The sequence below is a fragment of the Chryseobacterium endalhagicum genome (assembly GCF_016745235.1).
GTDB classification, from domain to species: domain Bacteria; phylum Bacteroidota; class Bacteroidia; order Flavobacteriales; family Weeksellaceae; genus Chryseobacterium; species Chryseobacterium endalhagicum.
Genome location: NZ_JAELVM010000002.1, coordinates 23,575 through 44,251, shown reverse-complemented (window position 1 = coordinate 44,251; position 20,677 = coordinate 23,575). Strand labels below are relative to the sequence as shown.

The 20,677-nt window shown below is 39.0% G+C and carries 19 protein-coding genes; 2 read left to right on the top strand and 17 right to left on the bottom strand.

The genetic code is table 11. From position 1 onward, the window contains the following. Positions 1–45: 45 nt before the first annotated feature. The 10 genes from JET18_RS10495 to JET18_RS10450 form a co-directional block, all read right to left on the bottom strand. Positions 46–1,107 (bottom strand): beta-ketoacyl synthase N-terminal-like domain-containing protein, encoded by a 1,062-nt coding sequence (locus tag JET18_RS10495; RefSeq protein WP_202090846.1) that lies wholly within the window; start codon positions 1,105–1,107, stop codon positions 46–48. Next, complete coding sequence (locus JET18_RS10490) at positions 1,104–2,303, bottom strand: beta-ketoacyl-[acyl-carrier-protein] synthase family protein (RefSeq protein ID WP_202090844.1); 1,200 nt, start codon at positions 2,301–2,303, stop codon at positions 1,104–1,106. Before JET18_RS10490 ends, JET18_RS10495 begins: the two co-directional genes overlap by 4 nt. Positions 2,304–2,390: 87 nt before the next feature. After that, positions 2,391–2,648 carry a phosphopantetheine-binding protein gene (locus JET18_RS10485; protein ID WP_202090842.1) on the bottom strand — a complete coding sequence of 86 codons (258 nt, stop codon included), beginning with the start codon at positions 2,646–2,648 and terminating at the stop codon, positions 2,391–2,393. 97 nt (positions 2,649–2,745) lie between these two features. Continuing rightward, positions 2,746–3,285, bottom strand: coding sequence for a beta-ketoacyl-[acyl-carrier-protein] synthase family protein (locus JET18_RS10480; protein WP_202092548.1), 540 nt, complete (start codon positions 3,283–3,285; stop codon positions 2,746–2,748). A 10-nt stretch (positions 3,286–3,295) separates the two neighbouring features. Continuing rightward, complete coding sequence (locus JET18_RS10475) at positions 3,296–4,450, bottom strand: beta-ketoacyl synthase N-terminal-like domain-containing protein (RefSeq protein WP_202090839.1); 1,155 nt, start codon at positions 4,448–4,450, stop codon at positions 3,296–3,298. Beyond that, positions 4,450–4,875, bottom strand: a complete 426-nt coding sequence (locus tag JET18_RS10470; protein WP_202090837.1) for an acyl-CoA thioesterase — start codon at positions 4,873–4,875, stop codon at positions 4,450–4,452. The genes JET18_RS10475 and JET18_RS10470 overlap by 1 nt, the downstream gene beginning before the upstream one ends. After that, positions 4,865–6,133, bottom strand: coding sequence for an ABC transporter permease (locus JET18_RS10465; protein WP_202090835.1), 1,269 nt, complete (start codon positions 6,131–6,133; stop codon positions 4,865–4,867). Before JET18_RS10465 ends, JET18_RS10470 begins: the two co-directional genes overlap by 11 nt. Beyond that, positions 6,120–6,878 (bottom strand): ABC transporter ATP-binding protein, encoded by a 759-nt coding sequence (locus JET18_RS10460; protein WP_202090833.1) that lies wholly within the window; start codon positions 6,876–6,878, stop codon positions 6,120–6,122. Before JET18_RS10460 ends, JET18_RS10465 begins: the two co-directional genes overlap by 14 nt. 1 nt (position 6,879) lies before the next feature. Beyond that, complete coding sequence (locus JET18_RS10455) at positions 6,880–7,875, bottom strand: BtrH N-terminal domain-containing protein (protein ID WP_202090831.1); 996 nt, start codon at positions 7,873–7,875, stop codon at positions 6,880–6,882. 66 nt (positions 7,876–7,941) lie between these two features. Continuing rightward, the gene (locus JET18_RS10450; protein WP_202090829.1) at positions 7,942–8,346 is read right to left on the bottom strand and encodes a hypothetical protein; all 405 of its coding nucleotides are present in this window, start codon (positions 8,344–8,346) and stop codon (positions 7,942–7,944) included. A 250-nt stretch (positions 8,347–8,596) separates the two neighbouring features. Between JET18_RS10450 and JET18_RS10445 the strand changes: the two genes are divergently transcribed. After that, entirely contained in the window at positions 8,597–11,509 is a 2,913-nt protein-coding gene (locus tag JET18_RS10445; RefSeq protein ID WP_202090827.1) for a M16 family metallopeptidase, read from the top strand. A 74-nt stretch (positions 11,510–11,583) separates the two neighbouring features. Here JET18_RS10445 and JET18_RS10440 read toward each other — a convergent pair whose 3' ends face one another. The 7 genes from JET18_RS10440 to JET18_RS10410 all read right to left on the bottom strand — a co-directional run bounded on the left by JET18_RS10440 (position 11,584) and on the right by JET18_RS10410 (position 19,145). Further along, positions 11,584–11,853 (bottom strand): hypothetical protein, encoded by a 270-nt coding sequence (locus JET18_RS10440; protein ID WP_202090825.1) that lies wholly within the window; start codon positions 11,851–11,853, stop codon positions 11,584–11,586. 380 nt (positions 11,854–12,233) lie between these two features. After that, complete coding sequence (locus JET18_RS10435; protein WP_202090823.1) at positions 12,234–12,410, bottom strand: hypothetical protein; 177 nt, start codon at positions 12,408–12,410, stop codon at positions 12,234–12,236. Between the two features lie 102 nt (positions 12,411–12,512). Beyond that, positions 12,513–12,956 carry an ABC transporter permease gene (locus JET18_RS10430; protein ID WP_202090821.1) on the bottom strand — a complete coding sequence of 148 codons (444 nt, stop codon included), beginning with the start codon at positions 12,954–12,956 and terminating at the stop codon, positions 12,513–12,515. A 5-nt stretch (positions 12,957–12,961) separates the two neighbouring features. Continuing rightward, positions 12,962–13,393 carry a hypothetical protein gene (locus JET18_RS10425; RefSeq protein WP_202090819.1) on the bottom strand — a complete coding sequence of 144 codons (432 nt, stop codon included), beginning with the start codon at positions 13,391–13,393 and terminating at the stop codon, positions 12,962–12,964. Further along, the gene (locus tag JET18_RS10420; protein WP_202090817.1) at positions 13,393–14,532 is read right to left on the bottom strand and encodes a beta-ketoacyl-ACP synthase III; all 1,140 of its coding nucleotides are present in this window, start codon (positions 14,530–14,532) and stop codon (positions 13,393–13,395) included. The genes JET18_RS10425 and JET18_RS10420 overlap by 1 nt, the downstream gene beginning before the upstream one ends. Position 14,533: 1 nt before the next feature. Next, on the bottom strand, positions 14,534–15,448 hold the full coding sequence (locus JET18_RS10415; RefSeq protein ID WP_202090816.1) for a dialkylrecorsinol condensing enzyme DarA: 915 nt from the start codon (positions 15,446–15,448) through the stop codon (positions 14,534–14,536). A gap of 43 nt (positions 15,449–15,491) precedes the next feature. Continuing rightward, a complete protein-coding gene (locus JET18_RS10410; protein WP_202090815.1) occupies positions 15,492–19,145 on the bottom strand; it encodes an MMPL family transporter in 3,654 nt (1,217 codons plus the stop codon). Between the two features lie 332 nt (positions 19,146–19,477). On the opposite strand from JET18_RS10410, the gene JET18_RS10405 reads away from it, so the two are divergent. Beyond that, positions 19,478–20,617: an EpsG family protein gene (locus JET18_RS10405; protein WP_228728533.1), complete on the top strand. Its 1,140-nt coding sequence runs from the start codon at positions 19,478–19,480 to the stop codon at positions 20,615–20,617. Positions 20,618–20,677 lie beyond the last annotated feature (60 nt).

Below are 20,677 nucleotides of genomic sequence, written 5' to 3'. Positions count from 1 at the left end.
AATAAGCAATAAGCAATAAGCAATAAGCAATAAGCAAATTAGCCTTTAAACTTTTTCCAGCAACACCAGACTATGATCACTTCCCGCCAGATGATTATAAAGAAGAACATTCTTTATTTCAGCTTTTTTCTCTGAATTGATCATCATGATATCCGGAATTTGCTGTGCTTTTAATATATGACAGGCCATAAATGTTGAAAAACCGCTTGCCGTATTAAACTCGCCGCTCAGATGTTTGTAATAAAGTAACGAAGAATTTTGAAATAAATCCATTGCTTTTGTATAATGAACATCAGATTTTGCATCGCCGCTGAATCCTAAAATCACTGCATCAATGTCCTCACTCTTCAACTTGTTTTTGGCTAAAAAATCAGTAATAAAAGACGGAATTTCTTCGATGTCTGATCGGTTACTGATCTGAATGTCCGTAAGTTTCGCATAGGAATTCTCTGTCTGGTCTTTCCCCAGCACAAAGAAAGCGGCACCTTCGCCCCAGATCACGCCATCCGTCGCCGAATGTAAATAATCCGCTGGAAGATCTTCTTCTTTTTTAATGGTATTGTTTAAACGGTACAGTTCCATTGTTCTGTCGGTCTGCTCATCTGCAGCGCCTGCAAGAACATTTTCTGCCTCACCGTCATTGATCTGAAGTTTCGCATCCAGAAATGAAAATTCCAGGGATGACGAAGTATTCACATAAGTGAAATTGTAGGCATGGCACTGCAGCCCTAAAGCAATCTGCCCTGCAACCGTATTGTGTGTAGACTGGATAAAAAACGTAGGGGTCAAAAATTCCTCGTTATTATCGATCACATTTTTCAGGAACTTTTCAGAATCCTGGGAGCAACCCATTCCCGTTCCAACAATAATGGCGCCCGGCTGCTCAATTCCTGCTTCTTTCAAAGCATAATGTGACGCAACGGAGCTCATTTTTACCGTTTTGGACATTCTCCTGATCATAGCAGGCGGAATGAATTCTTTATAATTAGGTTCCACTGCTTTTAAGATCTGAGCGGAATTTTCGGAAGTGAGATCCGTGAAAAACTGATCTTTTAAAGTGTCCTGTACCGAGATGCAGGATGCACTGTTGATGTATACTGCGCTCATGATTTTGAAAAAATTAAAGTAGAACAGTTGCCTCCGAACCCGAATGAATTGGAAAGCACATGATGGATGTCTTTTTCTTTCAGTTCTGTTACCGGAGTTAGATCAAATTCAGCCATTTTCGTTTTGAAATTCAGATTCGGGAAAATAAGACCGTGCTTCATTGCTAAAATTGAATAAACCGCTTCAATTCCTGCCGCCGCGGCCAAAGTATGTCCCGTAAAAGCTTTCGTAGAACTGAATTCCGGAACCTGCCCTTCACCGAAGATCCTGATCATGGCAATTCCCTCCGAAAGATCATTATTGGGGGTAGCCGTTCCGTGAACGTTGATATAATTGATATCTTCTTTTGCCAATCCGGATATTTTCAAAGCCTGCTGCATGGCTAAAAAGGCGCCCTGTCCGTTTTCTGACGATGCCGTCTGATGGTGGGCATCATTGGCATTCCCATAACCGGAAAGATAGGCTAATACTTTTTTGTTTTCTTTTTTTACAACCTCATCGGATTCAAGGACGATAAAAGCAGCCGCTTCACCAAGGTTCAGACCTTTCCTGTCGTTATCAAACGGAGTATTGTAAGAATCTGTAAGGATCATCAGGGTGTTGAACCCATTCAGGGTAAATTTTGAAAGAGAATCTGTTCCGCCTACAATGACGCGGTCCAGTACTCCGCTTTTAATGAGTTTTGCCCCCATCATAATAGCATTGGCCGCAGAAGAACAGGCCGTGCTGATGGTAGAAACCATTCCTTTTAATCCCAGATAATCAGCGATAGCCAAAGATGAATTGCCTGCATCATGGGCGTCAATGTATTTTTGCTTTTCGGGAAAGTTTTCGTAGGAGTAGAAGTATTTTTCTGTGATATCCATTCCGCCTACGCTGGTGGAAGAGATCAGTCCGGTTTTGTATTCATTAAGATCTGAAATTCCGGCAGATTCTACAGCTTCTTTTGCGGCGATCATCCCCAATAAAGAGGTTCTCGTTACATTATTATCCTCAGGCAGCTGAAGTTTTTGTACAAGCTCTTCATTGGACCATTTTATTTCACCTGTTTTTATGGTTCCGGCATGACGGGTTTCAAACATTTCAATATCTGAAATTCCGTGTTTTCCGGTTTTTAGCGAAATAAAATTTTCCTCCACATTGTTTCCGATGGAGGAAATGATACCCATTCCCGTGATGGCAATTTTTCGACTCATTTTATTGTATAATGTAACAATGTATCAATCTAACAGTTTACCAATATTGTTACACTGTTAGATTGATACATTGCTAGATTGAATGAATTATTTCGTTCTGTTTTCTTCAATGAACGCAGCCATTGTATCAATAGACGCGAAAATTTCCTTTCCTTTTTTAGGATCAGCCAATTTAATTCCGTAATCTTTATCAAGAAGAACAATAAGCTCAAGGGCATCGATAGAATCCAGTCCAAGACCTCCTCCGAACAACGGATCAGTATCTTTGATCTCTTCTACAGAAACATCTTCAAGGTTAAGGACTTCAATGATTTTGTGCTTCAATTCTGTTTTTAAGTTTTCCATAATTATTTAATTTACCAATTTAGCAATGTACCAGTTTACCAATCATTGTTACATTGTTACACTGTTATATTGCTACATTGTTATATTATTACATTTTTTATAAGGTTAGCAAATATACAAAAGCTTTATAATTTTCCTGATAAAGTTCTGTCCAGCCGCAAAGAACTTTATCTGCTTTTCCGGACAGGAGGATCTGTTCTGCATAATTGTTTAAAAATTCTTCATCCAATTCATCCAGAACAAAAAAAGCATTTTCCGTCTGCATTTTATGCCTGATGCTGATTTCGCCTACACAGATATTGGGTAAAGTATAAACGAATACGGCAGGGCTTGGGAAATAATTTTCCTGTGAATTGATACTTTCCTGGTATTTAAAATCAGTATCCAGGCTGGATGATCTGTTGGCGAAAACTACTGCGGTTCTACTGTGGTCTTCCTCTTTCAGGATCATTTCTGCTGCGAGGAAAGCCAGTTTACTCAGGCTGTCCATTTTATGAAACTTCGGATAGCTGAGTGCTAAACCTTTATAGGCTTCTTTCGCAAATTCATGAAAAATTTGATTCTGGCTTTCAAAAACGAGATCTCCGTTAACGGTTATTTTTGATTGCTCTATGATACAGCTGTCAGTTTTCTTCATCATTTTCATTTTAACATTTTTCTAAAACAACCGCTGCATTGCACCCGCCAAATCCGGAAGCTGTTTTTAAAATATACTGAATAGCTGCAGGCTGATTTTCTTTAATGATATTCAACGGCTGGGAAACTCCCATTTCCTGAAAGTTTTTAGAAGGGATCAATAATTCATGACGGGCACTTTCCATGGAGATTATACTTTCCAAAAGTCCCGATGCGCCAAGGCAGTGTCCGTAATAGCCTTTCATACTGTTGAGAGGAACATTTTGAAGTTCCATTCTGTTGAAGGCAATGGCTTCCATTTCATCGTTATATAGGGTGGCTGTTCCGTGTGCAGAAATAAAATCAATCTGTTCCGATGTGATATTGGCTTCTGTCATCGCATTTTTAATGCTGGCATACAGTCCGTCTCCCGTTCTGGAAGGGCCGGAAATATGATTGGCATCATTCACTGCGGAATCTCCAAGAATTTTAAACCTAAAATTTTCGTTTTCTGTCATTCTGAGTGGAGCCGAAGAATGACTGTCTGTAATATACATAGCCGCTGCTGCTTCACCGATATTGATTCCGTTCCTGTTCCGATCATAAGGCTTGCAGGGTTCTGTTCCGATAGCCTGGAAAGAATTGAAACCTGAGATCACAAACTCAGAAACCTCATCACCGGCAATCACAAAAGCGTCTTTATATTTTCCTGCCTGGATCATGTTTTTAGCAACAGCTATAGCCATTACTCCTGAAACGCAGGCATTGGAAACCACGATGGGTTTTGTTTTAAATCCAAAATAGTCAGCAATTTTCTGTGCTAATTTTGAAAGATAAACGCCTTCCGGTAATTCCGTCTGGTTTTTAAGTAAGCTGATATTTCCTTTGGTTGTTGACAAAATGAATGCGGTTTTTTCCGAAATATCATGTTTTTCAACCAGTGGTTTTAAGCTCAGAAGAAACATTTTTTCCAGTCTTGTAAAGTCCTGACGGTCAAAATGGTGTTTGAATTCTTCTTCCAGTTTTTCAGTATCAATCATTGAAGCATAAAAAGCTTCCTGATTTTCAATAACTTTATGGAGGGCTACGCCTGATTTTCCTTCTTCCAGGTGGTTCCAGTTAGAAGAAACATCAAATCCTAAAGGAGTGACGCAGTTGTAATCTGTAATATAAATTTCCTTCCTCATTATAATCCCATTTTATCTTTCCATGCCTGAAAAAACTCAGGATTGTACAGGCATAAGCTGCCATTACTGTCAAGGAAAACCTGGATGGTTTCTCCGCTGCATACCAACTGATCGTCCTGATTGAAGAGTTCGTAGGTATAAATCAGCTTGGCAGATCTTGAATTCACGAAAGTGGTAACGATCCTGAAAGTTTCTCCATATTTTAAAGGAAGAAAATGTTCACAGGTGCTTTTTACGATAGGCGTTACAAAGCCTGCCTTCTGAATATCCAGATAAGTAAGTCCGTGCTCACGGCCGAAAGCTTCTCTTCCGTCCTCGAAATACACAATATAATGTCCATGCCAGACAATACCCAGCGGATCTGTCTCGTTGAATCTTACTCTTACCTCTTCGGTACAGGTTAATAGGTTTTCTTTAGACTGCATTTTGTTTCCTTTCGTAAAAAATAGAAATCGCGACCATCGCAATGTAGAATGCAAAAAGGAAGGCAAGCTCCCTGGCAATTCCACCGATACCGCTGTTTCTTAAAATAATATCGTAATAGGCATTTAGTCCCCAGTTCATTGGAGAAAATTTAGCCACGGTCTGCATAAATTCAGGCATTAGAAATACCGGAACCCAGATTCCTCCGATGGCCGCCAGAACAACTACCGAAGTGGCTCCAAATGGCGCAGACTGCTCCTGTGTGTCGGCAATCGTTCCCAGTAAAACGCCAAATCCGATAGCCGCCAGTCCTGAAAACAGGGTGACCACAAGAAGATGGAACATTTTTCCTGAAACATCGAAAGCCGGAAGATCCATATACGGGAAAAGATAAATTCCTACCGCGACCATCAGTAAAAACTGAATGATACAGATGATAAGATACGTAAATGTTTTTCCTAAAATATGAACAAAATACGGCGTCGGGCTGATTCTGGCTCTCACGCTGGTTCCCTGGCTTTTTTCTTTTACTAAATTGATAGAAAGCGGAACGACAATAAAGAATATGGCAAAGAGCGTCCATGCAGGAACATTGTGCTGAACGGAATTCGGCATTACGTCCATGGTTCCTTTTTTCGGAGTAATCTCTTTGAAACTGATCAGGTTTTTATTTTCTTCAAGATTTTCTTCGGTTCCGAGCTGATCCTGGAAAGCTTTGTAGATCTTTTTGTTCTCGATCTCAAAAACCATTTTGTTCACTGAGTTCATCACTGAATTTTTAAATCCTGCATTGGTAGCCGGATCAAAATACAGATGAATTTCTTTTGCTTTCGGAGCTGTTTTTTTAACGGCCGCAGAATCTCCTTCCAGTCCGAACGAACTTACAATCGTCTGAACTTTGGAATCTATATTTGAATTTAAATCTTTCGTTAAATTTTCAGGAATGACGATAGCCATCTGATAATCTCCGGAAAATACAGCATCCTGTGCCGATTTTTCATTGTAATTGGTCAGCAGCTGGAATGTTTTGCTGGTTTCCAGTTCCTGTTTTATGCTTTTTGAGACCTCGGACTTGTCATTGTCAATAAAAATAATCGGGATTTTTGAACCTTCCAGATTTTTGAACGTGGAATCCTGAATTAAAGTGATCGTTACAATTAACAGCAGGGGCATGACGAAAATAATGACAATTCCCCCAATATCTCTCTTCAGAAGAAGGATTTCCTTCACGAAGCTTCTCCAAAGTTTATACAACAACATCTCTTAATTCTTTTCCTGTTAATGATATGAAAACGTCTTCCAGGTTTTCAGCGTTGGCGATCTGGTTCACAAGTTCTTCCGGGGTTCCTACCGCGTGGATTCTTCCCCTGTCGATAATAGCGATCTTTGTACAGAACTCTTCCGCTTCGGAAAGGTGATGGGACGTATAAATGATGCATGTTCCGTTTTTGTTGAGCTCCTGTAAGAAATCAATGATTACTTTTTTGGACTGAACATCAACACCAACGGTCGGTTCATCGAGAAACAGAACTTTCGGGTTATGAAGGGTTCCGGCGATAAGATTGCAGCGGCGTTTCATTCCTCCGGAAAACTGTTCTACCTGTTTATCGGCAAATTTTGAAAGACCCATGATCTCTAAAGATTCATCAATGGTTTTTTTAAGTTCTTTATGTTTTAAACCATACAGGCTTCCGTAGAACATTAAATTTTCTTTAGCGGTAAGCGTAGGATACAATGCGTATTCCTGAGGAACAATACCGATAATTTCTTTGATTTTAAAACTGTCCTTCTGGGGAGAAAGTCCATTGATGGTAAACTGCCCGGAAGTCGGTTTGATCAATCCGGAAAGCATGGAGATCAGCGTGGTTTTTCCTGCACCGTTGGGCCCCAGAATTCCATAGATCTCATTTTTCTCAATATTCAGCGAGATGTCATTGACAGAAAACTCCTCGGAGTTTTTGTATTTTTTGTAGAGATTTTTGATCTCAATCATATTCTCCGCCATATCAAATCGCTTTTCTCAGTTTTTTATAGAAAGCTTCTTCCAGATCAGCAATATGGAGCATAGATTTTGAAAGGTTGTTGTAGATATCACTTTTTGAGTTTCTGTTTTTATAAACCCGGGCAATATCCACGGCGAAGTCTCTCCACAAATCACCAATGGCAGTAATTTCTTTAGACAGCTCTTTTAATTCATCATTTTTAAGAATGACAGCTGCTTCCTGAAGAAATGCTCCGTAAATAAATCTGAAACCTCCGCCTCCGGTACCGATCTCTTCCTGCATTCTGATCAGCTGGCCGAGATAATGGTTGGTGACTTTGGTTCCTTTCTTTTCTGCCCATTTCGGGATGCTTCTGGCGACCCATCTCATGGCTTTTACTCCGATAAGAGGAACCGGAGCCAGCATGTTTTTACAGGTATCTTTGATTCCTTTTTTGATGGCTTCTTCCAGATTCACATGTTCTGGAATATAAGTAGGGTAGTACATATGGCCTTTTGGAGGCAGGGCGCCTTTGGCATATCTTACTTTTTCCAGTTCAGCTTCGGATAAGGATGTGGTATAATCCATCACCGGATCGCTGATCAGGAATTTTCCGTCCTCTTTTCCATATACTACAAGATTGTGGGCATTGAAGTGGAATTTATATTCTTCAGGGAAATAGGTAAGGTTGAAAACGCCTACCTGAAGTCCTGTCGGGATATTCTGATTTAAATTTCTTTCCAAAGCAGACTGTGCTTCTTTAGGATTAGAAAATTTTTCTCTTTTGATTTTAATTCCCAATCTTTTGGCTGCTTTGCTGAAAATAGCACCGGGCATCGGACGATAGCTGAAGCCGGGAGCAAAATTGACTTTCAGAAAGGGCAGATAGACAAAAAACAGTCCGGAGCCGATCCCGAAGATCATTGGTTCACTGAGTTTTAAGCCTTTATTTAATAAGAGATTGGAGGCGACACCGTTTTCGCAATGTGCGGTCTGATGGTGTTCAAAGTTAAGTTTCATTTGCTGCTTTTATCTTTTTCATTGGCGAAATGAAATTGGCATAATGCCTTATGCTTCATTTCAGTATTATTTTCCGTCAAAGTTCTTTAATTCATCCACTGAAATCCCGAATGCATCGGCATATTTTTCCAGTACGGATTCGTTTAGTGTTCTAAATACTTTTGGTTTTGCGTGTCTTTTCACTCTCCACTGCCACATTCCGACATAGGAGGAAAGTACGCCCAGATCCATCTTATTCAGTTCCATGAAATAAACAATAGGACTTACTAAATTATTGGCGACGTCCTGTCTGGCTTCTTCAATTCTTTCATGAATAAGCTCCATGGATTCTTCCAGGGCTGCTTTTTTAGCCTCCCAGCCAATGCTGTTGGCCGTGGTATAATTATCATTTTCATCGGTCACATACAAGACTTCGGTCATGTTTGCCGACTTCAGATTGCTTTCGTCCTGAGGCAGGTCTTGCTTTTTCATGTAAACAGTATTCTTTTTTTTAATTTAAGATGAAAATCCTTCACCTTTTTTGATTCTTTTTAATCAGGTGGCTAAAATAGTGAAAATACATTATATGTAAATCATATTAAATTATAATGCCAAAAATGAGCTTATAATAAGAAGAATTCAAACTTTAACCTAAAAAAATATATACCATATCTGCTGTAACAAGTGTATCATAAATATAGACTAATCTGTTTTAGAAATTGGATTAAATAAAATAAGACTTATGAAGAAATTTTTTATTTCTGTTTCGCTTTTCTGCATGCTTCATGCAATGGCACAGAAGTTTGATACTCAGAAGATGACAGACAGTCAGGGGTACACTTATGAAACGGTAAAGAATGACCAGTCAGGGGTAAGAGTTTATACCCTGAAAAACGGACTGAAGGTGTATCTGGCAAAAAATGATGATGCTCCGAGAATTCAGACATATATTCCTGTAAGAACGGGATCCAACAATGACCCAAGTGATAATACGGGTCTTGCCCATTACCTTGAACATATGGTTTTCAAAGGAACCTCCCATTTGGGAACTCAGGATTGGACAAAGGAAAAAGCATTGCTTCAGCAGATCTCTGATCTTTACGAGCAGCACAAAGCAGAAAAGGATCCTGAAAAGAAAAAATTACTCTATAAAAAGATAGATGAAGTTTCACAGGAGGCTTCTAAATATGCGATTGCCAATGAATATGATAAGGCCATTTCATCATTGGGAGCTACAGGAACCAATGCCCACACATGGCTTGATGAAACAGTTTATAAAAATAATATTCCAGCCAATGAGCTTGAAAAATGGCTTAAAGTAGAAAAAGAACGTTTTTCCGAACTGGTATTGCGTCTTTTCCATACAGAACTGGAAGCGGTTTATGAGGAATACAACAGGGCTCAGGATAACGACGGCCGTCTTGTGAATTATGCAATGATGGAAGCGCTTTTCCCTAAGCATCCGAACGGTCAGCAGACAACCATCGGTACATCAGAACACTTGAAAAGCCCGTCAATGGTAGCTATCCATAAGTATTTTGACACCTATTATGTTCCTAATAATATGGCTGTAGTGCTTGTAGGAGATTTTGATTATGATAAAACGATAAGGCTGGTTGATCAGTACTTCGGTTCTTTCAAATACAAAGAGCTTCCGATGAAGAAAATGGTCACTGAAGCGCCAATGACAAGCATCGTTACCAGAACGGTAAAAAGCCCAAGTACTCCAAGAATGACCATGGCCTGGAGAACAGATTCCAATGGTACACAGGAAGCAAGACTGGCAGATGTAGTGGCTGAAATTCTGAGCAATAGAGGAGATGCCGGACTTATTGATCTTAATATTAACCAAAAGCAGAAAACTTTAGGAGCGGGAGCCTATGAATCACCGTATAAAATGTATGGTGCATTTGCAATGAGCGTTACCCCGAAAGAAGGGCAGAGTTTTGACGAAGCCAAGAAATTGCTTCTCGATCAGTTGGATCTTGTGAAAAAAGGACAGTTCCCGGACTGGATGCTGAAAGCCATCGTGAATGATAAAAAAGTTCAGCGTATGAAATCCTGGGAAACAGCAGACGGTTTGGCAACCACTCTTTACGATACTTATATCAACGAGAAAACATGGCAGCAGGAACTGGATGACATCAACCAGTACGAGAAAATTACAAAGGCAGATGTTGTGAAGTTCGCCAATGAATTTTTCAAGGACAATTATGTTGTAGTTTATAAGGAAAAAGGAGTAAATGATAAACTGGTTCGTGTACAGAATCCGGGAATTACCCCGATTAAACTGAACAGAGAAGCACAGTCGCCATTCCTTAAAGATATTCTGGCAACAAAAGTGACAGACATCAAGCCTGAATTTGTTGATTATAAAACTGCGATCCAGACCTCACAGGTCAAAGACAAGAAACTAAGCTTTGTAAAGAACAAATATAATGACGTTGCCCAGATCACTTATGTTTTCCCGTTTGGAACGGATAATGACAAGGAGCTTTCTGTGGCGGTGACGCTTTTCGAATATCTGGGGACAGACAAATATACTCCGGAACAGCTGAAAGGTGAATTCTACAAACTTGGAATCACATACAGCTTCAGAACTTCCAATGACCAGATTTTTATTACACTGAGCGGTCTGGAAAGCAATATGAAGAAAGGAACGGAGCTTATGAACCACTGGCTGACGAACGTAAAAGCGGATAAGGAGATCTATGCCAAAACTGTAAAAACAATTCTTGAATCAAGAAGCGCGGCTAAAAAAGATAAAACCAGGATTATGGCAGCTCTTACAAACTACGCCAAATACGGAAAAGATTCCAGAATGACGGATATTGTTTCTAAAGAACGTCTTGAGAGCATTGATGCTGCAGAGCTGATGAAGAAGGTTAAAGTACTGAACCAGTCTCCGTATGAGATATTGCTTTACGGGCAGGATCAGTCAGGTTTAGAGAAAGCTGTTAAGCCTTATATTACCGAAACAACTGTTCAGCCTGCAAAAGCTAAGGATTATCAGGAACTGGCTACAGAAGGGAAAGTATATTTCACGAACTATGATATGGTTCAGATGGAAATGGCCAAAGTAGCCAAAGGGAGTAATCTGAATCTTAATAACTTCGGAAAAGCCAATCTTTTCAACGAATATTTCGGAAGAGGTCTTTCTTCTATCGTATTCCAGGAGATTAGAGAAAGTAAGTCGCTTGCTTATACTGCCTATGTTTCTTATGGAAATGCAACGGAAAGGGGACATGCGAATTATATCACCAATTACATCGGAACACAAGCTAATAAGCTTCCTTTGGCAGTGAGTGCAATGAACGATCTTATGGTGTCTCTGCCTCAGATTCCGGCACAGTTTGAGAATTCAAAAGGTTCAGCACTGAAGCAGATCGCTTCCAGCAGAATCAACAGGACAAATATTTTCTTTAATCAGTTGTCACTGAAAAAGCTTGGAGTAGATTATGATATCAGAAAAGATATTTACTCTGAGATCCAGGGGCTGACACTGCCGCAGCTTACAGGTTTCTATGATGCCGAGGTTAAGCCTGTAAAATACAATACAGCGATCATTGGTAAAAAAGAAAACCTGAATATGGAATCCATCAATAAAATGGCAACGTTCCAGGAAGTTTCTCTTGAAGAAATCTTCGGGTACTAACCTTTTATGATATCAATTTTTTAGCGGGGCAGCAATGTTCCGCTTTTTTATTTTCTGAATTATTTGGAAGAAAATTATCTGTTTTGACGGTAAGTTAGTTTCACCAGCAGATACACTTCTTTTTTCTCAAGATCATTGCACCATGTAAGCTGAGAAACTACCGCATCATTATACAGATCAAGCTCTTCCATATTGCTGTAGTATTCTAATCTTTCAGAAGTCTGGTATTTAAAAAATGAAATAAGATTCACTTCATCCCCAATCTGCGGAGCTACGGGAAACTCAACAGAATTTTCAAATTCGAATTCTATATTTTCTGAATAGAACTTTACTTTTACACTCATACTTTTATTTTCATCAAATATATCGAAAAATAAGGGTTATTAAGTAGTTGGGGGCGGAAGAGGGTAGATGGAGGCTGGAAGTTACCTACAGGGTTTCAAGGTCTGATCGTGTATTATACAAATTGATGAGGTTTAAAGGAACAATAAAGCAGGTCTGAAACCTATGGTTAAAAATATAAAACGATTTTTTCACGAATAGCCACATCAATAGGAGCGGGCTTTAGCCCGTTCACTCAAATAAATTAAAATCCAATCCGGCTTCAGCCAAAACCTGATTCAGAATAAATTACACGCAATCATCTGTGAAAATCCGCGCCATCCGTGGTTAAAAAAAACCGCACGACAATCGTACGGTTATATATTTTAACTAAAATGGAGTATTAAAATTTTACCTCCTGAATAAACAGATTAATCTCCGCCCTGATCAGCAATTCCTCATCATTAGAAGTTTCCATAATTTTTTCACGAATAGCCACATGAATAGGAACGGGCTTTAGCCCGTTCATCCAAAATAAATGAAAAACCAATCCGGCTTCAGCCAAAACCCAATTCAGCATAAATTACACGCAATCATATGTGAAAATCCGCGCCATCTGTGGTTAAACAACAAAAAAACCGCACGACAATCGCACGGTTCTATATTTCTAAATAATGTTTTCTTAAGATTTCACCTCCTGAATAAACAGATTAATCTCCGCCCTGATCAGCAATTCCTCATCATGAAAAGTCTCACAAAAAATATGACAGATATTTTCATACTGCGAAATCAGCGAAGCTTTTGAAATGATTTTACTCCCGGTTTTCGGAAGGGCAAACAGATCAATCTTTTTAATGCTGGTAATAAAACCGATCACTTTGGTATCTGCTTCCGGGTTTTCGAAAAAGCTCTGTCCCAAAATTGAAGAACAGGTCTGGGCTAAGTTTTCAATAAGTCCGGCTTCAGCAAGCTCACCATTGTGGACAAAAATATTATCTTCTTTAATTTCAAAGGAAGTCACAACTTTTTCTTTGGTCAGTTCCAGGATATAATCTGCCATCAGCATCGGTTCGCGGTGCGGCAGAAAGTTGTGTATATTGATGATATTGTCTTCCTTGATTTCCATTAAAGTTATTTTACAGCAGTTTTCATTTGGGATTTTGCAATGATCCCGCCATTCAGTTTTGTGACGATGTCTACCAGCGTTACTCCCATAATTTCATTCAGGATCGTAACTTCTGAAACCAGGTGATCTCCCGTTTCAGGCAGGATTTCAGTTTCAAAAGATTTGATCGCTCCGATATATCCGGTAGGCGCTTCCTTGCCTAAAAGATAATACTTGTATCCGGTGTGCAGCGCGACACTCTGTGCCTGATGCTCAATCAGCCCTGAAGCCTGGAATACCCCGTCCTGAACAAAAATATTGTCTTCTTTGATTTCAAATCCTGATACAAGATGATTCTCAGAGTATTCCGTAATCTCATGAACCATGACAAACGGAAAACGCTGCGGAATAAGGCTTCCTACAAAATCCTGATCAGATGTCGGCAGTCTGTTTTCCATTAGCAGACTGTTAACAAAGAACAAGAGTAAGCAAATCTTCCGCTTTCAGGAACACAAAGAAGTACTTTTTCGCCTTTTTTCAGAGTTCCGGAATTCATTAGTTCTTCAAGCGCTACAAAGATGGAACCTGCTCCGATGTTTCCGATATCAGACAGATTGTAAAACCATTTCTCTGCCGGGAAATCCATGCCTTTTTTAGCAAATTCCTCCTTTAAGCCATCTTTAAAATAGCCTGAAGAAATATGAGCCAAAACATGATCGATCTTGTCCGGATCCAGATTATGCTTGTCAAAAGAAGATCTTAAGCTTTCCGCTCCTTTTACCAGAATGTATTTATCTAAGATCTTTGTATCTTGTTTTATGGCAAAAATAGACTGTTTCAGCCATTCGTCCGACGGGTAATCTGCCCAGGATTTAAGGCTTCCGTCTTCCTGCTTATCGCATCCTGCATACATACAGGCTTCAATTTCGTGGGCGTAAGAATAGAAATCGATGAATTCTACTTTTAGAGAGATTCCCTCTTCTCTTGGTTTGTTTTCCAATAGAAAAGCACCGGCTCCGTCAGAAAGCATCCATCTCAGGAACTCTCTTTTGAACGCGATGATCGGTCTCTCTTCCAAAGCTTTCAGGTTTTCAGCTTCATGGTTGAATTTATCAGCAGTCATCCATGCAGACATTCTCTCTGATCCTGCGCAGATGGCATTCTCATGTACGCCGGCTCTTACGGAAAGGAATCCGTAGTTCAGGGCATTCATTCCCGAGTTGCAAAGACCTGTAGCGGTATTAATTTCAATAGATTTACCAATATTCAGCTCACCGTGAACCATAGAAGCATGCGAAGGCTGCATCTGGTCCGGAGAAGTGGTTCCTACCGAAAGCAGCTTCATATCTTCCTTTTTGAATTTTTCATCGAACAGTCCTTCTACAGCTTTTGCTGTCAGCTGTGCATTGGTATGAGTAGGATTTCCTTCTTTGTCCAAAGCATAATATCTTGTCGTGATCTTGTTGTTTCTTAAAATCAGTGATCTGGCTTTAGAAGGAGCGTCATTTATCAGACCAAGATAAGTCTCCATTTCATCATTTGATACCGGGTTGTTGGGTAAGTATGTTGATGCTTTTGTTATAAATACGTCGTACATTCTATTTTAAATTAATTCCTTGTAAATATCTTTTTTGTTTTTGTCTTTTGGACCAAAATATAGGGGTTGTCAGCAGGTGTAAAACCAACACGACTGGTGAGATAATCCATATCGCTGCCATCAAATATACCTTAAAGAATTTTATCAGCAATGGGCGTTTCTCTTTTTTCTTTATAATGAGGTTGGACCATATGGTGAATATTTTATTCCCCACTTTTTCTACTCTCACCAGAAAAGCACGGATTTCTACGGCTCCGTTGGCTACCAGGTCTGGCTGAAGCCCGGAAAGATTTCCGCTCTTAAAATGCTTTTCAATAATGCTGCCATACTTTACAGATCCTGAAATTTCTTCATCAGAAACACCCGCAGCAGGAAGCATTCCAGATTTTTCCTTCTGTCCTGTAGTCAGCCAGCGAAGAATGGTCAGTACACTCGTATAATTGTCGTGACGGTCTACCAAAGCAATGTTTCCTACCAGTTTTGCTCCCAGATCCTTTAAATATACTTTTAATTTTTCCTGAGAAAGCATCCACATATTTCTGGTTCCCGAAATGGTAACCACATCCGTGCCTTTCAGTAATTTTTCCGCAAAACCGCTTTTTAAAAACGAGATAATAGGAATAGACGGCGTAAGGTACCATACCTGATATCCAAACAGGATGAGATCATATTTTTTACCCAGAATCTCTTCCGAAGGAGGAAAAATTTCTTTCGGGATCTGGAGGTAGGATTCAGGGAAAGTGTTGAAGAAAACATCACCCGGCCATGGGAAAGGGAAGTCTTCTTTGAGCTGAATATTGTAATAGGTTACATCATACTCTTCCTTTTTTGCTTCAAAAGGCTGGGCCACATTCCTTACAATATCTTCCAGCTGGCCGGTCTGTGAATAGTAGATGACGAGTATATTTTTTTTCATTAATATTCTTTAGCGGTTACAAAAATATGCTTTTCATATTTATTTAGTGTTTTTTGAATATTTTTATTCCTTTTGAATTAAATTCCTGGTAATAATCTGAATTATCAAAGCTTGAATGAATAGTATTCAGCAGGATAATAGTCTCCGGAAGCTTCTCCAGGGTATTGATGTTAAAATTCTGATCCGAAACCAAAAGCGTATCAATATTCTTGTGAATTTCCGAAACATTTTTGATATAATAGATTTTTCTCCTTTTCACCAGATACGTCTGCATGGCGGTTTGTCTTCTTTCCTCATCATCAATGAGCGAGAAAATCCTTCTTTCTGCCTGGTAAAGGGTCAGAAGAACATCTTTTTGACCGAAATCATCTGCGATGTGAAGAATAGAAGCATCCTTTGGAAGGTGTTTATTCAATTCAAAATAAACGGATTTGTTGGCGTTAAAGTCATCCTTAACCTCGTTTACGACTTCATTATCTTTATATAAATAACTTAAGAAGAGTTTTTTTCTGAAATAATTTTCATCTTCCAGTTCATTCCTCAATGCTGCAAATTGCTCTCTGAAATAAGCATTGATTTTCTTTGTTCTTTCGGAATAGGTTTTTCCAAAATTCAAATCATCTTTGCTGATTCTTTCCCCTACTTTTACGGTAATGCTTCCGTCGTAGATAATAAAATCTCCTTTTGGCAGGACTTCGGAATTTCCGTGGATATAAATCGGGAGAATGTCCAGCCCGAATTCTTCAGCGAGATAAAATGCTCCTTTATGGAATCTTTTCACATCATTCGTGTAAGAGCGTTCTGCTTCCGGGAAAACAACCAGAGAATATCCCTGAGCAATTTTTTCTTTCAGCTTATCCACCCCATTTTCTATCCCCTGAGAAACAGGATAAAATCCAAGTGCTCTTACCAGCTTTCCGAAAACCGGAGAATCATATACCCAGTCGTTCACCAGATAGATGATTTTATGCGTTGCCATGGCAATGGCCAGTGTGTCGAGGAAAGAAGTATGATTGGCAATGATAACGGCCGGTCTGCTGAAATCTTCGGCCGGATTTTTTATCACTCTTTTTCTTACAAAAGGACTGATGTGCAGTACTGATGTTAAGAATTTAGCTAAAATTAATTTAATAATATCCAAGGTTTTCCCCTTTGATCTCTTGATAAACACACTTCCGATCAGGGAAAAGACCAATCCTCCCAATCCATAATAAGTGAATGAAATAATGCATCTTAACAGGAGTCTGAACGTGATAGGAGAAAGCCCTTTCTTTGCCCGGTTTGTAATGAGTAATCTGAACCAGAACGGATAAAGCGTTGAGGTAATGATGATCACAGAGAACATCCCGATCAGCGCCACCAGTGCCAGTGAATGTAAGGCCGGATGTTTTGCAAAGATCAGGGATCCGATGGATAATATGGTGGTGAAAACCGCTAAAATAATAGAGGTTCTGTAAGTCGGAAGTTCATTTTTTCCTGTCGTATGCTCTTTCTGCATGGCTTTGGTCAGGAAGATGCTGAAATCATCACCCACACCGAAAACCAGCGTACAGACAACGGTACTGAAAATATTAAGCTCAAGACCCAGAAAATAAAGAATCCCCGCGGTTACAATTCCTGTCAGTACGATAGGAAACATGGTGAGAAGGGTAAGTTCAAAATTTCTGAAGAAAACAATGATGGTCAGAACAATGGCCAGAAGCGAGTAATTAATCAGCGTGCTGAAATCTCTTTTCAGTAATCCCAGAAAATTCTCATTCATCTGCTGGCGGTCGATGGCAAGGGCATCATGGTTTTTCTCAACATCTCTGATGAAAGCATCTCTTTTCTTTTCATCTACTTTCACCACATTGGAAACCGTGTAAAAACCGTTTTCATTGCTCAGGAATTCGGAGATCTGTAATGCTTTTACTTTTTCGTAATCTTTGAGAGTTAACTCCGTATAATTTTTATTCAGAACTTCATTAAAATTGTCAAAAGCACTGCTGTTAAACCCAAACTGATTCCCGCTGTTCACCAGTTCAGAAACGGTACGGCTTTTTTTATCCGCATCCCAGAATGTATTCCAGGTTTCAATCCTTTTTTTCTGATCTTTTTCAGAGAGCACCACATTTCCGAGGGAACTGTAGCTCAGGATTTTTCCTTCCTTTTTTTCTTTGTCGAGGAAACTGCTCAGTCGGGAGTTTCTGGCCAGTGCTTCTTCCTCTGAGTTTCCGTAAGAAATGGTATAAATGGATTTTGAAGTGATGTCGGAAAGCTTCTGCAGCTTGGCTTCACTTATTTTTAATTCTTTTGGAATATAATTCAGGTCTCCGATATCTTCATTGAAACCCACATGCCTGAAACCGAAAAGACAGGCAATAATAATAAGAGAGCATCCTATGATTAAAGGTTTGTTCTTTTCATATGGGTAAGAGCCAATTTTGTCAATAAAATTCGTGCTGTGTTTTTCTTCTGTCGGTTTGGGTTTATAAAGCTGCGGAACAATAATCAATGCGGTAACGGAAGACAGGATAACGGTAATCGCGGCAAAAAGGCCAAGATCCTTCAGGGCTTCAGAACGTACAAAAACCAGACACAGAAAAGAAACTGCCGTCGTGGCACTGCTCAGAACAATGGGCTGTGTGATTTCTTTGTAAAGCTCCTCAATATTGTTATTGTGCTTGTAATGCGTCAGTATATGCAGTGCGTAATCTATCGTAATCCCTATAAGAATAGCTCCCACACTTAAAGAAATTGCTGAAATTTTGTCTTTAATAAAGTAAAGAATCAGCAACGCCAGCAATACTGAGAAAACAGTCGGAAGAAATACAATGATGGGGGTGAAAAAGTTTCTGAAATAATAAATCAGCAGAACCAATAAAACGGTCATGGAGATCATCACCGTGTTCTGGATGTCTTTTTTGATCTGTTGTGCATTCGCTACGGCAATCACCGGAGATCCGAAATAGCTGATCTCGGTTTTTCCTTTGAATTGTTTGTTAATACTGTTTTTTATCTCATTAAGCTGATTAATGAAGACTTCGTTGCCCTTGGTATCGTTGCTTTTGTTTTTCGGATCAATGAAAAGCAGAAGGTTTTTGCCGTCCTTGGTAACGATATAATTGTCCTCCAGCTTGAAATCTTTGCTGATATTTAAAGCATTTAATTTTTTAATACCTAAATAAGTAATACCTAGCGGATCTTTTTTGATAAATTCTTTTGTGACAAGACTGGTTGGCGAAACCAGAGACACATAATTATTCTCTACCTGCCTGGAAATACTGTCTTTCTGAAGCTTTCTTTCAATTTCCTTATAATCGTTTTCATCAAGGAAGAGAGGAAGATTCTGATTGACAAAATCAAATGTTTCCGAAATCTCACTGTCGTTCACCTTTCCCTGAACCGAACCGATATATTTCTTTAAAGGCTCTGTTTTCTGCAGAAAAGTGTCGGCGGTTTCAGAAAGCTGAAAACTGTCTTCATTGGATTTGTTTTCTATAATAACGATGATCTTATCCGAAAAATTAAGCTGTTTGAGAACTTTTGCCGTAAGGTCAGACTTTTCATTTTTAGGAATAATCTGGTTGATATCCTCCTCAAAATTAATCTTTGAAGCAAAAAATCCACACAATAAAGCAACTCCTAAAGCAATAACTGCAGAAAGAATTCTGTTTTTAGAAATCAGATAATATAAAAAAATAAAAAAGCGATGCATTACATGGTGAGATCAAGTCTGCAAATTTAATTTTTTCAGTATTAGTTCAAAACATTTAGGCTATAAGTTTTGTCTGAAAATCAACAAAATATTCTAGGAAGAATAAAAAAATATTCTACTTTTGCAAAAGTTCCCTTTCAGAAAATATATTTTAAACCCATATTATTTTAAAAGAAATAAGAATCTGTTTTAGATATGTTGAAAAAAAATGATGAAAAAATAAACGGATTTCTATTATCAATAGTATTCCCTTTTCTGCGGTCCTGCCTTTCTTTTTCAAGGCCTGGGCTTTCCTTTTGTATACCGCAGCGGTTTAAAAACTTTGAATCCGTATGAGTATACTGCATCCATATTTTATAGTGGCCATTGCCTATATGCTCTTTTTCAGTGTACAGGAGGTTTTCGGAAAAAAAGTAGATAAGAAATGGTTTTGGTTTCTGGGAATTTATCTTATTTTACTGGTAGGTTTCCGTAACAACGTAGGACCGGATTATGGAAGTTACAAAGGATTGTACATCTATTCCGACACGAAGAGCTACTACAGTATTTTCATGAAGATGCTCCATATGGAAGGTCCCGACCAGCTGGATGTGGAATGGCTCTATACCTTAATTAATAAGATCCTTCTGAATGTCTTTGATGCCCCTTTCTTTGCGCTCACCTTAGTCATATCCATCTTTGCTATTTTCTTTAAGATTGAATATACGGAAGACAATACATTTTATCCCTTTACTTTTACCCTGTTCATGTTTATTCCTTACTTCTTTGTGGGGGAAAGCGGACAGATCAGGCAGAACCTTGCTACATTTATTGTTTATTTTGCCGTACGGTACATCAAACAGCGGAAGCTCTGGCATTACCTGTTCTTCATATTTATAGCATCAGGGATTCACACCGTGAGTTACCTGTTTCTTCCCATGTACTGGTTTGCGCGCGTACCGCTGAATAAAACCATTATGCTGATTATGATCATCATTTCAGTATTTCTCTCTCCGTTTGAAGTATACCGGGTTTTTGGGGATTTTATGAACAGTATGGCGTCGGATAACATTCTTGTGGATGGCTTAAACGGGTATATGAATGAGTCCATAGAACGATTGAACGGGGGATTCGGGATTCCTGAGGCCATGATGATGATTCTCACATTCTTCCTGTTCTTCTTCGATACCAAGATGAAAGAGCTCTATCCGTATTATGAATACCACAGGAATTATGCGGTGGTGGGGATCTGTTTTTACTTTATATTCAGGAATAATCCCGTATTCTCATCCAGACTTGTGGGAGCATTTATTGGTTTTTCTTATGTGATCATTGTCAATACGATGTATGTGGTGTCGAGCGGGATGAAAAAAATGATTTACTCTTTTATCATTGCCCTTGTTATTTTCAATTTTGTCGTATTCTCTTACTTTAATAACATCAAAGTCGGCAGATTTACTATTGAACTTTATAACAACCATATTCTCCCGTAAAGCAGATTTATAGAATTAAATGATATAAAGACAGCCTGAAGGTTGTCTTTTTTTTGTGTA

Coding starts and splice junctions, on each gene's coding strand:
- JET18_RS10495 (WP_202090846.1), bottom strand. CDS start 1,107: ATGAGCGCAGTATACATCAACAGTGCATCCTGCATCTCGGTACAGGAC.
- JET18_RS10490 (WP_202090844.1), bottom strand. CDS start 2,303: ATGAGTCGAAAAATTGCCATCACGGGAATGGGTATCATTTCCTCCATC.
- JET18_RS10485 (WP_202090842.1), bottom strand. CDS start 2,648: ATGGAAAACTTAAAAACAGAATTGAAGCACAAAATCATTGAAGTCCTT.
- JET18_RS10480 (WP_202092548.1), bottom strand. CDS start 3,285: ATGAAGAAAACTGACAGCTGTATCATAGAGCAATCAAAAATAACCGTT.
- JET18_RS10475 (WP_202090839.1), bottom strand. CDS start 4,450: ATGAGGAAGGAAATTTATATTACAGATTACAACTGCGTCACTCCTTTA.
- JET18_RS10470 (WP_202090837.1), bottom strand. CDS start 4,875: ATGCAGTCTAAAGAAAACCTATTAACCTGTACCGAAGAGGTAAGAGTA.
- JET18_RS10465 (WP_202090835.1), bottom strand. CDS start 6,133: ATGTTGTTGTATAAACTTTGGAGAAGCTTCGTGAAGGAAATCCTTCTT.
- JET18_RS10460 (WP_202090833.1), bottom strand. CDS start 6,878: ATGGCGGAGAATATGATTGAGATCAAAAATCTCTACAAAAAATACAAA.
- JET18_RS10455 (WP_202090831.1), bottom strand. CDS start 7,875: ATGAAACTTAACTTTGAACACCATCAGACCGCACATTGCGAAAACGGT.
- JET18_RS10450 (WP_202090829.1), bottom strand. CDS start 8,346: ATGAAAAAGCAAGACCTGCCTCAGGACGAAAGCAATCTGAAGTCGGCA.
- JET18_RS10445 (WP_202090827.1), top strand. CDS start 8,597: ATGAAGAAATTTTTTATTTCTGTTTCGCTTTTCTGCATGCTTCATGCA.
- JET18_RS10440 (WP_202090825.1), bottom strand. CDS start 11,853: ATGAGTGTAAAAGTAAAGTTCTATTCAGAAAATATAGAATTCGAATTT.
- JET18_RS10435 (WP_202090823.1), bottom strand. CDS start 12,410: ATGCTGAATTGGGTTTTGGCTGAAGCCGGATTGGTTTTTCATTTATTT.
- JET18_RS10430 (WP_202090821.1), bottom strand. CDS start 12,956: ATGGAAATCAAGGAAGACAATATCATCAATATACACAACTTTCTGCCG.
- JET18_RS10425 (WP_202090819.1), bottom strand. CDS start 13,393: ATGGAAAACAGACTGCCGACATCTGATCAGGATTTTGTAGGAAGCCTT.
- JET18_RS10420 (WP_202090817.1), bottom strand. CDS start 14,532: ATGTACGACGTATTTATAACAAAAGCATCAACATACTTACCCAACAAC.
- JET18_RS10415 (WP_202090816.1), bottom strand. CDS start 15,448: ATGAAAAAAAATATACTCGTCATCTACTATTCACAGACCGGCCAGCTG.
- JET18_RS10410 (WP_202090815.1), bottom strand. CDS start 19,145: ATGCATCGCTTTTTTATTTTTTTATATTATCTGATTTCTAAAAACAGA.
- JET18_RS10405 (WP_228728533.1), top strand. CDS start 19,478: ATGAGTATACTGCATCCATATTTTATAGTGGCCATTGCCTATATGCTC.